Annotated in this window: 20 protein-coding genes; 6 read left to right on the top strand and 14 right to left on the bottom strand. The window is 73.1% G+C overall.

Annotated features, from left to right (window positions below):
- Positions 1–46: 46 nt before the first annotated feature.
- On the bottom strand, positions 47–625 hold the full coding sequence (locus ACRAKJ_RS06895; RefSeq protein WP_438925163.1) for an ElyC/SanA/YdcF family protein: 579 nt from the start codon (positions 623–625) through the stop codon (positions 47–49).
- Between the two features lie 103 nt (positions 626–728).
- On the opposite strand from ACRAKJ_RS06895, the gene ACRAKJ_RS06890 reads away from it, so the two are divergent.
- The gene (locus tag ACRAKJ_RS06890) at positions 729–1,460 is read left to right on the top strand and encodes a Type 1 glutamine amidotransferase-like domain-containing protein (protein ID WP_438925145.1); all 732 of its coding nucleotides are present in this window, start codon (positions 729–731) and stop codon (positions 1,458–1,460) included.
- Between the two features lie 289 nt (positions 1,461–1,749).
- Here ACRAKJ_RS06890 and ACRAKJ_RS06885 read toward each other — a convergent pair whose 3' ends face one another.
- The 6 genes from ACRAKJ_RS06885 to ACRAKJ_RS06860 all read right to left on the bottom strand — a co-directional run bounded on the left by ACRAKJ_RS06885 (position 1,750) and on the right by ACRAKJ_RS06860 (position 7,899).
- Positions 1,750–3,207: a SulP family inorganic anion transporter gene (locus ACRAKJ_RS06885; RefSeq protein WP_438925146.1), complete on the bottom strand. Its 1,458-nt coding sequence runs from the start codon at positions 3,205–3,207 to the stop codon at positions 1,750–1,752.
- A gap of 27 nt (positions 3,208–3,234) precedes the next feature.
- Positions 3,235–3,837, bottom strand: coding sequence for a carbonic anhydrase (locus tag ACRAKJ_RS06880; protein ID WP_438925147.1), 603 nt, complete (start codon positions 3,835–3,837; stop codon positions 3,235–3,237).
- A gap of 700 nt (positions 3,838–4,537) precedes the next feature.
- Positions 4,538–5,191, bottom strand: coding sequence for a methyltransferase domain-containing protein (locus tag ACRAKJ_RS06875; RefSeq protein WP_438925148.1), 654 nt, complete (start codon positions 5,189–5,191; stop codon positions 4,538–4,540).
- A gap of 34 nt (positions 5,192–5,225) precedes the next feature.
- Positions 5,226–5,990 (bottom strand): HD domain-containing protein, encoded by a 765-nt coding sequence (locus ACRAKJ_RS06870; protein WP_438925149.1) that lies wholly within the window; start codon positions 5,988–5,990, stop codon positions 5,226–5,228.
- A gap of 100 nt (positions 5,991–6,090) precedes the next feature.
- Positions 6,091–7,470 carry a glycine--tRNA ligase gene (locus ACRAKJ_RS06865; RefSeq protein ID WP_438925150.1) on the bottom strand — a complete coding sequence of 460 codons (1,380 nt, stop codon included), beginning with the start codon at positions 7,468–7,470 and terminating at the stop codon, positions 6,091–6,093.
- 48 nt (positions 7,471–7,518) lie between these two features.
- Entirely contained in the window at positions 7,519–7,899 is a 381-nt protein-coding gene (locus ACRAKJ_RS06860; protein ID WP_438925151.1) for an antibiotic biosynthesis monooxygenase, read from the bottom strand.
- 17 nt (positions 7,900–7,916) lie between these two features.
- On the opposite strand from ACRAKJ_RS06860, the gene ACRAKJ_RS06855 reads away from it, so the two are divergent.
- The 3 genes from ACRAKJ_RS06855 to ACRAKJ_RS06845 are packed head-to-tail and all read left to right on the top strand — an operon-like array spanning position 7,917 to position 9,055.
- Positions 7,917–8,183: a hypothetical protein gene (locus ACRAKJ_RS06855; protein ID WP_438925152.1), complete on the top strand. Its 267-nt coding sequence runs from the start codon at positions 7,917–7,919 to the stop codon at positions 8,181–8,183.
- Positions 8,184–8,228: 45 nt separating this feature from the next.
- Entirely contained in the window at positions 8,229–8,630 is a 402-nt protein-coding gene (locus tag ACRAKJ_RS06850) for a metalloregulator ArsR/SmtB family transcription factor (RefSeq protein WP_438925153.1), read from the top strand.
- Positions 8,627–9,055, top strand: a complete 429-nt coding sequence (locus ACRAKJ_RS06845) for a transcriptional repressor (protein WP_438925154.1) — start codon at positions 8,627–8,629, stop codon at positions 9,053–9,055. Before ACRAKJ_RS06850 ends, ACRAKJ_RS06845 begins: the two co-directional genes overlap by 4 nt.
- Here the strand turns inward: ACRAKJ_RS06845 and ACRAKJ_RS06840 are convergent.
- Together ACRAKJ_RS06840 and ACRAKJ_RS06835 are read right to left on the bottom strand one after the other, a co-directional pair.
- Complete coding sequence (locus ACRAKJ_RS06840) at positions 9,052–9,762, bottom strand: TIGR03943 family putative permease subunit (protein WP_438925155.1); 711 nt, start codon at positions 9,760–9,762, stop codon at positions 9,052–9,054. The two genes, ACRAKJ_RS06845 and ACRAKJ_RS06840, sit on opposite strands and share 4 nt — an antisense overlap.
- Before the next feature lie 30 nt (positions 9,763–9,792).
- Positions 9,793–10,812, bottom strand: a complete 1,020-nt coding sequence (locus tag ACRAKJ_RS06835) for a permease (protein WP_438925156.1) — start codon at positions 10,810–10,812, stop codon at positions 9,793–9,795.
- A gap of 98 nt (positions 10,813–10,910) precedes the next feature.
- Between ACRAKJ_RS06835 and ACRAKJ_RS06830 the strand changes: the two genes are divergently transcribed.
- Positions 10,911–11,555 (top strand): hypothetical protein, encoded by a 645-nt coding sequence (locus tag ACRAKJ_RS06830; protein WP_438925157.1) that lies wholly within the window; start codon positions 10,911–10,913, stop codon positions 11,553–11,555.
- 30 nt (positions 11,556–11,585) lie between these two features.
- Here ACRAKJ_RS06830 and ACRAKJ_RS06825 read toward each other — a convergent pair whose 3' ends face one another.
- From ACRAKJ_RS06825 to era, 5 genes are all read right to left on the bottom strand, one after another.
- Entirely contained in the window at positions 11,586–11,852 is a 267-nt protein-coding gene (locus ACRAKJ_RS06825; RefSeq protein WP_438925158.1) for a hypothetical protein, read from the bottom strand.
- A 1-nt stretch (position 11,853) separates the two neighbouring features.
- The gene (locus ACRAKJ_RS06820; protein ID WP_438925159.1) at positions 11,854–12,297 is read right to left on the bottom strand and encodes a YbjN domain-containing protein; all 444 of its coding nucleotides are present in this window, start codon (positions 12,295–12,297) and stop codon (positions 11,854–11,856) included.
- Complete coding sequence (locus ACRAKJ_RS06815; RefSeq protein WP_438925160.1) at positions 12,294–13,121, bottom strand: isoprenyl transferase; 828 nt, start codon at positions 13,119–13,121, stop codon at positions 12,294–12,296. Before ACRAKJ_RS06815 ends, ACRAKJ_RS06820 begins: the two co-directional genes overlap by 4 nt.
- A 64-nt stretch (positions 13,122–13,185) precedes the next feature.
- Entirely contained in the window at positions 13,186–13,938 is a 753-nt protein-coding gene (gene recO, locus ACRAKJ_RS06810) for a DNA repair protein RecO (protein WP_438925161.1), read from the bottom strand.
- A complete protein-coding gene (gene era / locus ACRAKJ_RS06805) occupies positions 13,939–14,835 on the bottom strand; it encodes a GTPase Era (protein WP_438925162.1) in 897 nt (298 codons plus the stop codon).
- Between the two features lie 250 nt (positions 14,836–15,085).
- Here era and ACRAKJ_RS06800 point away from each other — a divergent pair, with 250 nt between their 5' ends.
- Positions 15,086–16,000, top strand: coding sequence for an IS982 family transposase (locus ACRAKJ_RS06800; protein WP_447008799.1), 915 nt, complete (start codon positions 15,086–15,088; stop codon positions 15,998–16,000).
- Positions 16,001–16,020 lie beyond the last annotated feature (20 nt).

Here is a 16,020-nt window from a genome sequence, read left to right as displayed (position 1 = left end):
GGGCCGATCGCTCACCCGCGCCCGGTACCCGCCGCGCCCGGCGCGGTCAGAGCAGGATGCCGTCGAACGCCCCGGCGGGCGCCTTCATCAGGTGGTAGTAGAGCAGCCCGCCGGTCTCGCGGCGGATGTAGAACAGCTGCGTCTCACGCGTCTGCACGTTCGGCCCGCTGCGCGTGGGCGACGTCCAGGCCGACAGGCCCTCGTCCTCGGCCATGGTGCGCGCCCGCAGCGAGTGCCACGGGTCGCTGACGATCACGGCCGTGCTCAACGACTTCTCGCGGGCGGCGGCGGCCACGGCGCGGATGCTGCCCAGGGTGTCGGTGCCCTCGCCGACCTCCAGGATGCGGTCGCCGGGCACGTCGTGCTCCTCCAGCCAGATCCGGCCGGCCTCGCCCTCGGTGAAGTTGTCACCGGGCTGCCTGCCGCCGGTGGTGGCGATGTACTCGACGACGCCCTGGTCGAAGAGCCTCTTCGCGTGCTGCAACCGCGCTTCCAGCACCTCGGACGGCACGCCGTTGTACTGGGCCGCGCCGAGCACGACGGCCATGTCGGCGTGCGTGCGGTCGTCCTCGCGGGCGACCTGCCAGACCCGGAAGGCGGTGCCGCCCACGACGAGCAGGCCCATGACGAGGGCGCCGAGCACGGCGCGCGTCACAAGCCGGCGGAGCCTCGGCAGTAACGTCACGCCCGGGATGATCGCACATCCCGCCGCTGGGAGGATCGCACCCATGGCAGCAGACCAGCCGACGATCGTCGCGACCTCGGGCGGGCTCCGCCCCGGCCACCGGACCAACCTGGAGTTCAACGAGCTCGTCCACCACGCCGTGGACCTGGCCGGCGTGCACGGCCGCGCGCCGCGCCTGTGCCACGTCGGCACCGCGAGCGGCGACCAGCGGGCGTTCCAGGCGAGCCTGGACGAGGCGGGTCGGGTGGCCGGGTTCGAGGTGTCGCACCTGAACCTGTTCCCCATGCCGCCGACCGCGGACCTCGCCGGCTTCGTGCGCGGGCACGACGTGGTGTGGGTGGGCGGCGGTTCGGTGGCGAACCTGCTCGCCGTGTGGGCGGTGCACGGCCTGGGGCCCGTGCTGCGGGACGCCTGGCGGGCCGGCGTCGTGCTCGGCGGGGTGTCGGCCGGGTCGATCTGCTGGTACCTGGGCGGGTCGACGGACTCGTTCGGGCCGGAGCTGCGCGTGGTGACCAACGGTCTCGGGTTCCTGCCCTACGGCAACGGCGTGCACTACGACAGCGAGGCAATGCGCAGGCCGACGATCCACGCGGCCGTCGCGGACGGGACGCTGCCGGTCACGCACTGCACCGACGACGGGGCCGGTCTGGTCTACCGCGGCACCGAGCTGGTCGAGGCGGTCTCCGAGCGGCCGACCGGCGGCGCCTACCTGGTGCGGCGCGACGAGTCTTCAGGAATCGCACAGGAGGAACCCCTCGACACCAGGCGGTTGTGAAACGGACCGTGGAGGGGTGGGGAACGCCGCCGGTCGAGCGCCGGTGGTCGAGCGCCGAGGAGACCCCGCACGCGTCCGCGCCCCGGACGTCCGAGGCACCCGCCCCGGACCCCTCGGCGACCGCGGCGCGGGCGGTCGGGGCCGGCGCCGGTGTCGACACGGGGTCACCGCGGTGGACCCGGGCACCGGCGTCGCGGCGTCGGCGCCCGGCCCGGCGCCGACGTGCCGACGCGGATGTCGGGCCCCTGCGGCCCACCGCCCCGCAGGGGGCCGACACCCGATCACCCCGTCAGTCCGACACCGGTCCGACCACCTCCACGCCCTCGCGCTGCGCCGCCCACTGCTCGACGGCCTGGCCGCACGCCTGGTCGAGGTGGCGGACGCCGCTGAGGTCCACCCGCACCCGGCCGGTGGGCGGGAGGGCCTCCAGGGTTTCCAGCAGCCTGGGCAGGCGCAGGAACGTGGCGTTGCCGCGCACCGCGACGTGGTGGTGGTCCTCGCCGTGCGCGGTGACCGCGACGGTCAGCCGGGAGACGTCCCACGCGGTCTTCACCACGGCCGCCAGCAGGCCGACGACGGTGCCGGTGAGCAGGTCGGTCAGCACGATCGTGGCCGCGGTGAGGACGAGCACGGCCGCCTCGGCGCGGTCGGTGCGGAACAGCGCCCGCACGCGGCCCGGGTCGAGCAGCTTCCACCCGGCCTGCACGAGCAGCGCCGCCAGCACGGCGAGCGGCACGTAGGACAGCACCCCGGGCAGCAGCACGACGAACAGCAGCAGCCAGGCGCCGTGCAGCACGCGGGACAGGCGGGTGCGGGCGCCCGCGTCGACGTTGGCCGCGCTGCGCACGATCACCGCCGTCATCGGCAGCGCCCCGAGGACGCCGCACACGGTGTTGCCGACGCCCTGCGCGACCAGCTCCTTGTCGTACTTCGTGCGCGGACCGCTGTGCATGCGGTCCACGGCGGCGGCGCTGAACAGGCTCTCCGCCGACGCCACGAGCGCGAAGGTCAGCACCGCGCCCAGCACGCCCGCGTCGAGCAGCGAGAAGTCGACCAGGGCGATGACGTCGGTCAGCGGGCCGACCGAGATGCGCGGCAGCGGCAGCAGCAGGGCCGCGGCGCTGGCCACGACGACCGCGACGAGCATCCCGGGCACGGCGCGCAGCGGCGACCGCTTCCACAGCGCCGTCACGGTCAGGGTCAGCACGCCGACGGCCACGCCGCTCCACCCCGCCGGGGTGGTGAACGCGGCCACGAGCAGGCCGGGCAGGCCGGCGAACTTCTCGCCGGTGGTGGCGGGCTGGTCCTGCCCGGCGAACGGGTAGAGCTGGCCGAGGACCAGCACGAGGCCGATGCCCGCCAGCATGCCCTGCACCACGGCGGGCGAGATGGCGCGGAACCAGCGGCCCAGGCGCAGCAGTCCCATGGCGACCTGGAGCAGCCCCGCGCCCAGGACGATGAGGCCGAGGGCGCCGAGGCCGTGGGTGGCGACCGCGTCGGCGACCAGCACGGTGAGCCCGGCGGCCGGTCCGCTGACCTGCATGGTGCTGCCGGGGAGCAGGCCGACGACGAGACCGCCGACGACGCCGGTGATGATGCCCAGCTCCGCGGGCACGCCGGAGGCGACGGCGATGCCCACGCACAGCGGGAGCGCCACCAGGAACACCACCAGGGACGCGCCCACGTCGGGCCAGAAGGAGGACGTCCGGCCCGGTGGGGCGGACGACGGTGCGATGTACGTGCTCACGCGATGACTCCGGAACCTTGGCAGCCGCTACAGCGGCTGGAAGAGGTCGGCCCGGTGCGCGAAGACCTCACCGGACTCGATGTCGTAGAACCAGCCGTGCACCCGCAGGGCGCCGGACTCGACGCGCTCCCGCACGAACGGGTAGTCCCGCAGGGTGGCCAGCTGGGCGAGGACGTGCTGCTGCCCCTCGGCGCGCAGCGCCGTGCCCGGGGTGTCGGCGGACCGCTCGGGGGCCGGCCGGAAGCGGGCGTGCGAGGCGAGCCAGCGGCGCATGTTGGGCAGGTGCTCCAGGGCGGGCGGTCCCGAGTGCAGGGCCTTGACGGCGCCGCAGTGGGAGTGCCCGCACACGACGATCTCGGCGACGCCCAGCTGGACGACCGCGAACTCGATGGTGGCGATCTCGCTGGAGGCGGGTTCGGTGACGTGGGACGGGATGACGTTGCCCGCCGTGCGCAGCTCGAACAGGCTGCCCGGCTCGGCGCCGGTGATGTCGGCGGTCACGATGCGTGAGTCCGCGCAGGTGATGAACAGGGCGGTCGGCGACTGCCCGCCGGCGAGGCGGCGGCCCGTTTCCGGGGGCCTCCTCAGCGAATGCGTGCGGGCGTGCTGGACCAGCTGACGGAATTCCACTGATTTCCCCACTCGTCGGTGGTCTGACGGTGTTCTGACGGCGGCGGTGGGGTGCCCGTCAGTGCCGGAACACCTGCAACGCGGAGGGCGCGCGCCATTCGCGGAGGTGGTCCGTCCGTCCTTCGCCGAAGGGGTCGGGTGATCTCGCGCCGGCCCGTCGGGGTGACGGTCCGACAAGCGGATGTGAAGCAGGTTTCACGTTCTTGGCCGGCGCGGACCGCGTCGACCACGACCGCGGCTCGGGCGCGTGCCGGCTCTCGCGCGGCGGTTCCTCCTCCGCCACGCCGACCGCCGCGTGGGTCGTGGATATCGCCCACACCACGTGGGCGTGATCGAACGGTGATGGGGTGAAGACGGCGACGAGCGCCAATGCGACCGCCGCTGCGACGACACGCGCCATGACACCCCCTGATGAGCTTCGCCTGCATCAAGTGTCACAAAACAGGGTGACGTGACGGTTAATGATGAACCCGCTTTCGTGCACTCCCAGAAATATTCACTCGATCGTTTGTGACACAGGTCATCCACTGGGATGATTGTCACGCAGCGTCATCACCAGTGGAGGGCGGCCACCACGAAGGAGGCGCTCGCGGCGAGCGACATCACTCCCCTGACGTGGTGTGAGGGCCCCGTTCGCGGAGGTGGACGACCCGTGAAGGCGGCGAGCACCGACACCGCCGCCGTGCCGGGGAACAGCGGGTCAGGCCGGCCCGTCGACGCCTCGGGGGCGGCGGGCGAAGAGGAGCGCCCCGGGGTGCGTCCGGTCCGGGTCGAGGACCGTGCGCACCTCGACGGCGAACCCCGCGTCGCGCAGCCACGCCTCGACCCGCTCCGGCCGGCGGCGGTGGAGGTGCACGCGCATGGGGTGCCCGCCGTAGCCCTCGGTCTTGAGGTGGACCCCCTCGCCGACGTGGAAGCCGAGCAGCAGCGGGCCGCCGGGGCGCAGCACGCGGTGGAAGTGGGCCAGCACGCCGGGCACCTCGGCGTCCGGCACGTGGATCAGCGAGAACCAGGCGAGCAGGCCCGTCACCGAGGCGTCGGGCAGGTCGAGGTCGGTCATCGAGCCGACCTCGAACCGCAGGTGGGGGTGGTCGCGCCGGGCCACCCCGACCATCGCGGGCGACAGGTCGACGCCGAACGCGTCCAGGCCCAGGCCGTGCAGGTGGGCGGTCAGCCGGCCGGGGCCGCAGCCCACGTCCGCGACCGCACCGCCGCCGGCGTCGTGGACCAGCTCGGCGAACGCCCCCAGCGCCGCCCGCTGGTGGGGCGCGTCGGCGAGGGCGTCGCGCAGCCGGTCCGCGTAGCTGCCCGCCACGGTGTCGTAGGAGGTGCGGGTGTCGGCCAGCCAGGTCATGCCGCGGACCCTAACCCGGACCCCGGGCGCCCGGTCACAGGAAGTTGTTGGGCCAGATCATCGTGCGCCACATGTGGGCCACCGGCGAGCCGTCGAAGCCCAGGCCCTCGGCGGGCGCGCGGAAGTGGCGGCCGATGACGTCCTCGAACTCGGCGACGTCGACGCCGTCGTCGTCCAGGAACGTGTAGACGTCGTTGATCGTGACCAGGCGGGCGCTCATGTACCAGCGGTGCGCGCGGGCCTCGCGGTAGGCGGCGCGGACGTGCGCGGGCGGCTCGTAGTCCGGGCCGAAGAACGCGTCGTAGGCGTCCGGGTAGTCGTAGCCGACGGACGGGTCGGCGAAGAAGCGCAGGACCTCGTGCTGCCGGATGGCCCAGGCGACCTCCTCGGAGACGTAGGGCGCCACCAGCTGCGCGCCCCAGTGGCCGTGCTGGCTGCGCAGCAGGCCGCCCACGGCGATGTCGTGCAGGAGGCAGGCCAGCACGACGGGCTCGTCCAGCCCGAGGTCGCGGGCGCGGCGGGCGCTGTGCAGCATGTGGCGGGCGGCGAAGGGGTCCAGTCGCAGGCGGAAGAAGTCCGCCAGGGTCGGGCGCTCGGGCATCGCGGGCAGGGCCGGGTTGTCGCCCATCATGAACACCCGGCCGGGGCCCAGCCGGGCCAGCAGCTCGTCACCCGGGACGTGGTGCTCCGTGCCCAGCGTCGCGACGTGCGGCAGGGCGATCATCCGCTCCGGACCGCCCTGGCCGTGACCGCCCTCCGCGTGGGGCGTCGGGTGGTCGGGACGGGCGTTCGTGGTCATCGACGGTCCGTTCGCTGCGCGTGGCTGACAACGAACGGACCGTAGTGGCGTTCCACCGCGGGGACGCGACGGAACACCGCCACGGACGGGTGAACCGCGGTCAGGCGCCGACCAGGCGGGCCGCCAGGTAGCCCTCCAGCTGGTCCATCGACACCCGCTCCTGCGACATCGTGTCCCGCTCCCGCACGGTCACCGCGTGGTCGGTGAGGGAGTCGAAGTCGACCGTCACGCAGAACGGGGTGCCGATCTCGTCCTGCCGCCGGTAGCGGCGGCCGATGGCGCCCGCGTCGTCGAACTCGACGTTCCAGTTCCGGCGCAGCGCGGTGGCCAGGTCCCGGGCCTTCGGCGACAGGTCGGCGTTGCGCGACAGCGGCAGCACGGCGGCCTTCACCGGCGCGAGCCTGCGGTCCAGGCGGAGCACGACGCGCTTGTCCACGCCGCCCTTGGCGTTGGGCGCCTCGTCCTCGCCGTAGGCGTCGAGCAGGAACGCCATCATCGGCCGGCCCACGCCCGCCGCGGGCTCGATGACGAACGGGCGGTAGCGCGAGTTCGTGGCCTGGTCGAAGTACGACAGGTCCACGCCCGAGTGGTTCGAGTGGGTGGTCAGGTCGTAGTCGGCGCGGTTCGCGACGCCCTCCAGCTCACCCCACTCCTGGCCGCCGAACCCGAAGCGGTACTCGATGTCGACGGTCCGCTTCGAGTAGTGCGACAGCTTCTCCCGCGGGTGCTCGTGGTGCCGCAGGTTCTCCTTGGAGATGCCCAGGTCGGTGTACCAGCGGGTGCGCTCGTCGATCCAGTAGCGGTGCCACTCCTCGTCGGTGCCCGGCTCGACGAAGAACTCCAGCTCCATCTGCTCGAACTCGCGGGTGCGGAAGATGAAGTTGCCCGGCGTGATCTCGTTGCGGAAGCTCTTGCCGATCTGGCCGATGCCGAACGGCGGCTTGCGGCGCGACGTGGTCTGCACGTTGAGGAAGTTCGTGAAGATGCCCTGCGCGGTCTCCGGGCGCAGGTACCGCACGCCCTCGTCGGTCTCGACCGGGCCGAGGTGGGTCTTGAGCAGGCCGTTGAACATCCTGGGGTCGGTGTAGCGGCCCTCGGTCCCGCAGTTCGGGCACGGCACGCCGGACAGGTCCGCCGCGGGTTCGCCGGTGCGCTCGGCGTGCTCCTCGACCAGGGTGTCCTGCCGGAACCGCCGGTGGCACGCGGTGCACTCGACCAGCGGGTCGACGAACGCCTCGACGTGCCCGGACGCCACCCACACCTCGCGCGGCAGGATCACCGACGAGTCCAGGCCCACGACGTCCTCGCGGCCCCGGACGACCTGGTTCCACCACTGCCGCTTGATGTTGTCCTTGAGCTCCACGCCCAGCGGCCCGTAGTCCCAAGCCGACCGCGTGCCCCCGTAGATCTCGCCGCACGGGTAGACGAACCCGCGTCGCTTGCAGAGGCTGACGACGGTCTCGATGCGATCGGCTGCCACGGACTCTCCAGCGGGAGGTGCGGAACGGGGACGCCAGGGTAGTCCCCGCTACCGGGGGGCCGCGGGGCCGCCCGCTTCGCCCAGGCGCACGGTGAACGCGTCGTGCGCGACCAGGCTCACCTCGCGCCGGACCCCGCCGTCCGCGGCGACCAGCAGCGGCTCGTAGGCGGCCGGTTCGTCGGCGGCGGCCTCCGACAGCAGCGGCACGACGTGCTCGCGCACCTCGAACGGCGACATCGCCCGCCGGTAGGCCGGCACCGAGTCGAACTCGACGGTCAGCACGAAGCGGTCGGCCTCGTCGGCGGAGCGGGACAGCTGCCCGCGACGGCAGCCCGGCTGGGCCGTGAGCAGGGTGAGCGCGCGCTCGACCCGCCCGGTGAAGTCCGTGACGGAGGCTTCGGGGACGGTGAAGCGGCACACGAGCAGCACGGTGCAAGGATGCCACGATGGCTGGTGAGTCGAAGCGGACCCTGATCCCCGGCGCCGGACCCCTGTCGCGGGTGCCCGCGCCGGCGGTGTTCCTGCTGGTCCTGGCTGTGTTCGGGCTGGGCGTGTGGCTCGGGGGCGTGGTCGGGGCGGCGCTGCTGGGCGCGCTGGCGCTCGGCGTGGCGGCGCTGCTGGCGGCGACCTGGTCCACGCTGCCGCCCGCCGGCCGGGTCCTGCGGGTGGTCGTGCTGGGCGTCCTGGTGCTCATCGCCGCTTCGGTGCTGTAGCGCCGTAGTATTGGTGGTGAAAATCCATACCACGTGGGAGGCGACGTGACGGTCGGGGTGCGGGGCGATCACGTGCACTCCGCTGAACGCGTCGTGCCCGAACCGGCGCCGCCCAAACCGGCGCGCACCCTGTCCGCCGCGGGCGAGCTGCTCCGGGCGCTCGCCGCGCCGGTGCGGATCGCCATCGTGCTGCAGCTGCGCGAGGCGGACCGGTGCGTGCACGAGCTGGTCGAGGCGCTGGGCGTGGCCCAACCGCTGATCAGCCAGCACCTGCGGGTGCTCAAGGCCGCGGGTGTGGTGCGCGGCGAGCGGCACGGCCGGGAGGTCGTCTACCAGCTCGTCGACGAGCACCTCGCGCACATCGTGGTCGACGCGGTCACGCACGTGGACGAGGGTCCACGTGGTATCAACGAGACCGACCGGACTGCCCGGACGGAGGAGATGTGACCACTAGCGAACGCCCGACCACCGCGGTGCCCGGGTTGCGTTCGACCAAGCAGCGCACCGCCGTGTCCAAGCTGCTCGACTCGCTGGGCGAGTTCCGCTCCGCGCAGGAGCTGCACGAGGAGCTCCGCAAGCGGGGCGAGGGCATCGGCCTGACCACGGTCTACCGCACCCTCCAGTCGCTGGCCGACGCGGGCGAGGTCGACGTGCTGCGCACCGACTCCGGCGAGGCCATCTACCGCCGCTGCTCCGCCCACCACCACCACCACCTGGTGTGCCGCAGCTGCGGCCGCACGGTCGAGGTCGAGGGCCCGGCGGTGGAGAAGTGGGCCGACCGGGTCGCCGCCGAGAACGGGTTCGTCGAGGTCAGCCACACCGTGGAGATCTTCGGCACGTGCCGGGAGTGCTGCGACAAGACCTCGTCCTAGCCCTCGTAGGTGTCCTCCGGCTGCGGGACCGGCACCACCTGCGCGACGGTGAACGTCGGCACCCACTTCGTCTCCTTGGTCGCCGACCCGGGCACCACCCGCCCGGTGACCTCGACCCACTGGTCGTCGGCCAGGGCGGCGAAGTCCTGACCGACGACCCTCGTCTTCACCGGCGAGGCGTCGGCGGCGCAGCAGGAGATGGTCAGGCGCGCCACGAACACCTCGCCGTCCTTGCGCACGACGAACCCGGTGAGCCGCACCGCGCGGTCGTCGAGGGAGCCCGAGTCGTCCCACGCGGTGCGCGTGACGAACTCGCTGATCGTCAGCGGCACCACCTCGTCCGCGGGCAGCGGCGCGAACCCGCTCGACGCCCTGCCCTCCTGGGCGGCGTTGCGCTCGGACCGGTTGACCACGTCCGCGCCGAGCGCGGGCGGGCTGATCAGGAACACCGCGAGCACCGGGAGCAGCAGCATCCACGGGCTGCGCGACGAGCCGTGCTCGTGCCCCTCGTGGCCTTCCTCGTGCTGGGCGCCCCGGACGTCGCGCACGATCGCCACCAGCGCCAGCACGACCATGACCGCGCCGGTGACGATCAGCCAGGGCTGGAGCGACTCCTTGACGTAGCGCAGGTAGGTGCCGCTGAGCGCCAGCTTCAGCAGGGCGCCGCCGAGCAGCACCAGCAGGATGTTCTGGGTCTCACGCCTCATGGCCACCGCACCTCATGGGGTTCTCCCGCCTCACAGGAACACCGCTCCCGCCGCCAGCGCGGACGCGATCGCCACCACGAACGTGGCCGGGGCGAAGCGCGCCGCGAAGGACCTGCCGAACGCGCCCGCCTGGAGCGCGATGAGCTTCACGTCGACCGCCGGGCCGACCACGAGGAACACCAGGCGCGGCAGCAGCGGCAACGCCGACATGGAGACCGCGACGAACGCGTCGGCCTCGCTGCACAGCGCCAGCACCACCGCCAGCAGCGCCATCACCAGCACCGCGAGCACCAGCTGACCGCCCAGGGTCTCCAGCCACGCCGCGGGCACCAGCACGTTGAACGCCGCCGCGAACACGCCGCCGAGCACGAGGAACCCGCCCGCGTCGACCAGGTCGTGCCGCGCGGTCTCGGCGAACACCAGCCAGCGGTTGCGGCCGTCGTGGTCGGGCAGCCGGCGCAGGGCCCGCTCGGCGATCCAGTCGGCCTTGCCGAACCGCGTCCACAGCCAGCCCATGACGACCGCGGTGAGCAGCGACCCGGCGAACCGCGCGGGCACCATCATCGGCGCGTCCCGGAACGCCACGGCCGTGGACACGAGCACGATCGGGTTCACCGCGGGCGCGGCGAGCAGGAACGACAGCGCCACCGCGGGCGCCACGCCCTGCTGCATGAGCCGGCGCGCGACGGGCACGGACGCGCACTCGCAGCCCGGCAGCGCGATGCCGGCGACCCCGGCCACCGGCACGGCCAGCGCGGTCCGGCGCGGCAGCAGCCGGCGCAGGGCGCTCGCCGGGACGAACGCGGCGATCGCGCCGCTGATCAGCACGCCCAGGACGAGGAACGGCAGTGCCTGCACGCAGACGGCGACGAACACCGTGGACGCGGTGCGCAGCACCGGCACGTCCAGCACGCCGACCAGCCAGTCCTGGAACAGCAGCGCGAGCACGAGCACCCCGCACAGCACTTCCAGCGAGGTGATCCTCCACCGCGGCGGCGTGGGCCGCGGGCGCGATCCGCGGATCTCGCCAGTGATTGTCACTTTCGACATGATGCCAGAACCTCCCCCGACCGCACATATGCCTGTTGGTGCGGTCCGGGGGGCGGGAAGATCACCGCATCGACGCGCGCGGGAACCACCAGAACGACATGAGCGGCCGGGTCCGGGGGCGCCTGAACGTCCAGGCGGGGACCATCGGCCGGATCGGCGACGGCGGCCGGGAGCGCTGGGGGGTCGTCGCGCTCACCGTGCTCGGCCTGGCGCTGGTGGCCGCCGTGGTGCTGGTCGTGGCGCTGACGACGGGGGCCGACCCGACCACCACCCCGGTGGGGGGCGCGGCTCGACCGGGGGCCGGCGACCCGGCACCCGCCGGCTCCGCGCCGACCTCCTCCACGCCCGCCTCCGGGAGCACCCCCGCGTCCCCGGCCGCCGGGCTGGAGGTGCGGCTGGAGCGCGGCACCGCCCTGGACCTGGACGCCGGGCAGGCGCGGGGGCGGCCCGCCGACGGCGCGACCGGCCCGTTCGACCTGCACCTGGACCGGTTCAACCTGCTCAGGGCCAACGGCGGCGGCCTGCACGCCTACACCGGTCCGCCGGCGGAGGCGGGCCGGTGGTGCGCCGACACCCTCGCCGGCGAGCCGCCGGCGGACCCCGTGCTCGCCACCGGCCCCGGCCTCCGGTTCTGCTTCGCGACCTCCGACGGGCACCCCGCCACCGTCACGGTGAAGGAGGCGGACCTGGCCGACTTCGACGCCGGCCACGTGGTCCTCGACGCGCGCGTGTGGGGTCCCTGACCGGTCGGGCGGAAGCCGCCGGGGCGTCCGCTACTCGGCGTCGTCCTCGCGCAGCTCGGCGATCGTCGCCAGCACGTCGGCCGCCTCGGTGACCGGCAGCAGCGGCTCGACGACGGCCGTCACGCCGCGCCCCGCGGCCAGGACCTCCTCGGCCAGCCGCACGGCCTCGTCGCGCTCGTACGGGCCGCAGACGAACGACGCCCACTCGTCCCCCGCCGACGCCTCGAACGTGACGGCCCACGGCAGGCCCTCGACGTCGCCCTCGTCGTCGGGCTCGTACACGATCACACCGGCCATCTCAGGCACCGTCCCCGGCTTGGGCCAGCAGCTCGTTGCGCAGCTGCGAGGCGGTGGACACCACCAGCATCAGCAGGGTGCTGAGCGGCTCGGGCTTGAGGCCCTCGGCGGGGAACGCGTAGCGCAACGTCACGTCCATGCCGCGTTCGGTGTGCACGACGCCGAGCGTGCCGAACAGGCCCTGACCGGCGCGCTCGGCCGCCGACACGGCCAGGTTCGGGTCGGACGGCAGGTCCCACGCCACCACGCAGGTGAGGCTGAGCACGGTCAGGCCGTCGGCCAGCCGCATCGCCTGCACCGCGCACGGCACCTCGCCGTGCCGGAAGCTGAGCGCGCCGTCGTCGTCGACGTGCACCTCGTGGAACAGCTCCAGCGCCTCGCGGGCCGCGGTCAGCAGCTCCGCGGTCACCTTGGCGTCCTGGTCCGCGTCGTCCTGGTCGGTCACTCGCCCTCCCCGGGCTCCGCGTCGGGCTTGTCCACGGCGCCGCCGAAGCGCCGGTCGCGCATGGCGTACGCCTCGCAGGCGCGCCACAGGTCCAGCCGGTCGAAGTCGGGCCACAGGATGTCCTGGAACACCAGCTCCGCGTACGCCGACTGCCACAGCATGAAGTTCGACGTGCGCTGCTCGCCCGACGGGCGGATGAACAGGTCCACGTCCGGCATCTCCGGCTGGTACAGGTACTTCGCGACGGTGCGCTCGTCGACCTTCTCCGGGTTGATCTTCCCGGCGGCGGCCAGCCGCGCGATCTCCCGCGCCGCGTCGCCCACCTCGGCGCGCCCGCCGTAGTTGATGCACATCGCGAGGTTCAGCACGTCGTTGTCCTTCGTGCGCTCCTCGGCGACCTCCAGCTCGTTGATGACGCTGCGCCACAGCCGGGGCCGCCGACCCGACCAGCGCACCCGCACGCCCAGCTCGTCCAGCTCGTCGGTGCGGTGGCGGATCACGTCGCGGCTGAAGCCCATGAGGAAGCGCACCTCCTCGGGGCTGCGCCGCCAGTTCTCCGTGGAGAACGCGTACAGCGACAGCCACTCCACACCCATCGCGATGGCGCCCTTGGCCGCCTCGACCACGACGGCCTCGCCGCGCTTGTGCCCCTCGATGCGGGACAGGCCGCGCTGGTTCGCCCACCGGCCGTTGCCGTCCATCACGATCGCGATGTGCTTCGGCACGAACTCGGCCGGGATCTTCGGCGGCGTGGCGCCGGTGGGGTGCGGTTCCGGGGGTCGGGGGGCGCGCACGACGCGCTCGGCCCGCCGTCGGCGAAGCATGGCTGTCCTTCCGGGGTGCGGCTGCCGGGTGCGGCATCCGGGGTGCTGGTGGAGCCGGGCGAGCCTAACCGTCGCCCGGCCGGGCCTTGCGCTCGACCAAGGGCAACGAGCGCAGCTGCCGCTCCAGGTGCCACTGGAGGTGCGCGGCGACCAGGCCGCTCGCGTCGCGCCGGGCGTTGTCCGGGATGGCGTCCACCGCGTCCCACCGCCCGTGCAGCAGCGCGCCGAGCAGGGCCAGGGTGTCCGGGGACGGCTGGGCGCTGCCCGGCGGCTTGCACCGCGGGCACACCAGGCCGCCCGCGTGCACGTTGAACGCCCGGTGCGGGCCCGGGTCGCCGCAGCGCGCGCACTCGTCGACCGCGGGCGCCCACCCGGCGAACGCCATCGCCCGCATCAGGAACGCGTCGAGCACCAGCGAGGCGTCCCGCTCCTTCGCCGCCAGCGCCCGCAGCGCGCCCGTGACCAGCAGGTACAGCCGCAGCGCCGGTTCGCCCTCCTCGGCGGCGAGCCGGTCGGCCGTCTCCAGCACCGCGCACGCCGCCGTGTACCGCTGGTAGTCGTCCACCAGGACCACGCCGAACGCGTCCAGCGTCTGCACCTGGGTCACCACGTCCAGCGACCGGCCCGGGTAGAACTGCACGTCGACGTGCCCGAACGGCTCCAGCCGCGCGCCGAACCGGGACGAGGTCCGCCGCACGCCCTTGGCCACCGCGCGCACCTTGCCGTGCTTCTGGGTAAGCAGGGTGATGATGCGGTCGGCCTCGCCGAGCTTCTGCACCCTGAGCACCACACCGGTGTCCCGGTAGAGGTTCGCCACCTAGAACCCCAGTCGGCGCAGCTGCTTCGGGTCGCGCTGCCAGTCCTTGGCGATCTTGATGTGCAGGTCCAGGTACACGCGCGTGCCCAGCAGCTTCTCGATCTGGCGGCGCGAGTTGATGCCCACCTGCTTGAGCCGCTCGCCCCGGTGGCCCAGGATGATCGCCTTCTGGCTGGGCCGCTCCACGAACACGTTCGCGTGGATGTCCACCAGGTCGTCGCGACCCTCGCGGGGCATCATCTCCTCCACCACCACCGCGATCGAGTGCGGCAGCTCGTCCCGCACGCCCTCCAGCGCGGCCTCGCGGATCAGCTCGGCGACCAGCGTCTGCTCCGGCTCGTCGGTCAGCTCGCCGTCCGGGTACAGCGCCGGGCCCTCCGGCATCTTGCCCACCAGCAGGTCCGCCAGCGCGTCCACCTGGTAGCCGTCCACCGCGGACACCGGGATGAAGTCGGCGAAGTCCATCACCTTCTGCAGCGCCAGCAGCTGCTCGGCGACCTGCTGCTGCCCCACCAGGTCCGTCTTGGTGACGATGCCGATGACCGGCGTGCGCTTGGCGATCTTCTCCAGCTCGGCCGCGATGAACTTGTCGCCCGGGCCGACCTTCTGGTCGGCGGGCACGCAGAACCCGACCACGTCCACCTCCGACCAGGTCTCGCGGACCAGGTCGTTGAGGCGCTGGCCGAGCAGGGTGCGCGGGCGGTGCAGGCCGGGGGTGTCGACGAGGACCAGCTGGCCGTCCTCGCGGTGCACGATGCCCCGGATGGTGTGCCGGGTGGTCTGCGGCTTGCTGGAGGTGATCGCGACCTTGGTCCCGACCAGCGCGTTGGTCAACGTCGACTTGCCTGCGTTGGGGCGGCCGACGAAGCACGCGAACCCGGAGCGGTAACCATCCATCCCCCCATTGTCCCCGTGCCCGTCGGACGCGCCCGGCCGGCCCTCTCCCCGCCGCCACCCGCCGCGGCGGAGCCCGACCGGAACCGCCCGACCGCGTGCTCCGGCCGTGCACTCCGGCGGTGCACTGCGACCACGTGCCCCGGCCACATCCGGGCCGCGCGGGCGTCCTGCGCGGGCGTCCTGCCCTAGATGAGTAAGTCCAAAGGGTAGACACCTGGAGACATGGGGCGAGGGTGTCGATGTACGGGTTGTGACGACCGACATTGACACCCTCGCGACCGCACTCTACGTCAGAACCGATGACCTGCTGAAGGACGCGCCGCACCTCGCGCCGTGGCGACCGAAGGTCGGCCTCAAGCCGAGACTGACCGACGCGGAACTGGTCACCCTGGCGGTGATCCAGGCCCTGCTCGGGTTCACCAGCGAGGCCCGGTTCCTGCGCCACGCCCACGCCCACCTCGGCCATCTGTTCCACTACCTGCCCGGCCAGTCCGGCTACAACAAGCGGCTGCGCCACGCATCCGGCCTGGTCAAACAGGTGATCCGGCTGTTGGCGGTCGACACCACGCTGTGGACCGACGACGTGTGGCCGGTCGACTCCACCCCGGTGGAATGCGGCCGGTCCCGCCAGACCACCAAGCGCTCCGAGCTGGCCGGGTGGGCCCAGTACGGTTACTGCGCCTCCCACTCCCGATGGTTCTGGGGCCTGCGCCTGCACCTGGTCTGCACCCCGGGCGGGCTGCCGGTCGCCTTCGCCTTGACCGGGGCCAAGGCCGACGAGCGCACCACCCTGCTCGACATCCTGGCCGTCGATCCCGCCCTGACCGCCGAACGGCCGGGTCAGACGCTGATCGCCGACAAGAACTACTACGGCCGCGAGTTCGAGCACGCTCTGGCCGCGGCCGGTGTCGAGCTGCTGCGCCCGGCCCGCAAAGGCGAGACCCCGCGACCCGGCGCTCGGCTGTTCAAGCCGCTGCGCCAGGTCATCGAGTCGATCAACCAGACCTTCAAAGCCCAGCTGGACCTGGAGCGCCACGGCGGACGCACCACACCCGGCGTGATCGCTCGCGTCCTGCAACGCGTCCTGGCCCTGACCGCCGCGATCTGGCACAACGACCACACCGACCAACCCGTCAAGCGATCACTGACCGCCTACGACCACTAACCACCCCTTGGACTTACTCA

The sequence above is a fragment of the Saccharothrix sp. DSM 118769 genome (genome assembly GCF_052936295.1).
This window is presented reverse-complemented; position numbering and strand designations above follow the sequence as displayed.

What these genes read in the sequence shown, in the direction of transcription:
- ACRAKJ_RS06895 (WP_438925163.1), bottom strand. Translation starts at nt 625, where the DNA reads ATGGGCCTGCTCGTCGTGGGCGGCACCGCCTTCCGGGTCTGGCAGGTC.
- ACRAKJ_RS06890 (WP_438925145.1), top strand. Translation starts at nt 729, where the DNA reads ATGGCAGCAGACCAGCCGACGATCGTCGCGACCTCGGGCGGGCTCCGC.
- ACRAKJ_RS06875 (WP_438925148.1), bottom strand. Translation starts at nt 5,191, where the DNA reads ATGACCTGGCTGGCCGACACCCGCACCTCCTACGACACCGTGGCGGGC.
- ACRAKJ_RS06870 (WP_438925149.1), bottom strand. Translation starts at nt 5,990, where the DNA reads ATGACCACGAACGCCCGTCCCGACCACCCGACGCCCCACGCGGAGGGC.
- ACRAKJ_RS06855 (WP_438925152.1), top strand. Translation starts at nt 7,917, where the DNA reads ATGGCTGGTGAGTCGAAGCGGACCCTGATCCCCGGCGCCGGACCCCTG.
- ACRAKJ_RS06840 (WP_438925155.1), bottom strand. Translation starts at nt 9,762, where the DNA reads ATGAGGCGTGAGACCCAGAACATCCTGCTGGTGCTGCTCGGCGGCGCC.
- ACRAKJ_RS06835 (WP_438925156.1), bottom strand. Translation starts at nt 10,812, where the DNA reads ATGTCGAAAGTGACAATCACTGGCGAGATCCGCGGATCGCGCCCGCGG.
- ACRAKJ_RS06830 (WP_438925157.1), top strand. Translation starts at nt 10,911, where the DNA reads ATGAGCGGCCGGGTCCGGGGGCGCCTGAACGTCCAGGCGGGGACCATC.
- ACRAKJ_RS06825 (WP_438925158.1), bottom strand. Translation starts at nt 11,852, where the DNA reads ATGGCCGGTGTGATCGTGTACGAGCCCGACGACGAGGGCGACGTCGAG.
- ACRAKJ_RS06815 (WP_438925160.1), bottom strand. Translation starts at nt 13,121, where the DNA reads ATGCTTCGCCGACGGCGGGCCGAGCGCGTCGTGCGCGCCCCCCGACCC.
- era (WP_438925162.1), bottom strand. Translation starts at nt 14,835, where the DNA reads ATGGATGGTTACCGCTCCGGGTTCGCGTGCTTCGTCGGCCGCCCCAAC.